This is a genomic window from Streptomyces sp. bgisy100 (assembly GCF_057709105.1).
Map to the genome: position 1 here is coordinate 1 of NZ_JBYITE010000116.1, position 760 is coordinate 760.

Annotated in this window: 1 protein-coding gene; it reads left to right on the plus strand. The window is 69.7% G+C overall.

The features are described from left to right. Position 1: 1 nt before the first annotated feature. Positions 2–760: RNA-guided endonuclease InsQ/TnpB family protein (locus AC3EQ1_RS31310; RefSeq protein WP_432097683.1), on the plus strand; the 759-nt coding region annotated here is incomplete at its 3' end.

Below are 760 nucleotides of genomic sequence, written 5' to 3' on the forward strand. Positions count from 1 at the left end.
GCTGGACAGGATGCTGACCGATGCCCGTCGGGTGACGCCGTGGCTGCGTGAGGGAAGCTCGGTTCCGCAGCAGCAGGTCGTCCGCGACTTCGGCAGGTCCCGGTCCAAGGCGCTGGGGGACATCAAGGACCGGCTGCCGATGCGGCGGCGGGCCGGGATGCCGGGGTACAGGAGGAAGCGCGATGCCCTTCCGACGCTGAACTACACCCGGCGCGGATTCCGGTTGAAGGACGGGCGTCTGCACCTGGCGGGCGGGATCGTCCTGCGCCCGGTGTGGTCGCGTGAGCTGCCCGGGCCGCCGTCCAGCGTGCGCGTGTACCGCGACAGTGTGGGGCATTGGTGGGCGAGCTTTGTTGTCCCCGCGCAGACCGAGGACCTGCCTGCCACCGGCCGTGTGATCGGCATCGACTGGGGTGTCAGGGAGACTGCGACCACCACATCCGAGGGGTACGACCTTCCCCATGCGCAGCACGGGAGGAAGGCTGCGGCGAAGCTGACGCGGTACGACCGCATGATGGCCCGGCGCAGGCCGAAGAAGGGGCAGGCCGCCTCGAAGGGCTACCGCGAGGCGAGGAAGCTGCGGGCGAAGCTGCACAAGAAGGTCGCCCGTCGGCGCGAGGACACCGGCCGCAAGTGGGCGAAGAAGGTCGTGACGGGCCACGAGGCCATTGCCGTGGAGGACTTCCGCCCGAAGTTCCTCAGCCGTACCACCATGGCCCGCAAGGCCGCTGACGCGGCGATCAGCGCTACGAAGAAGGCC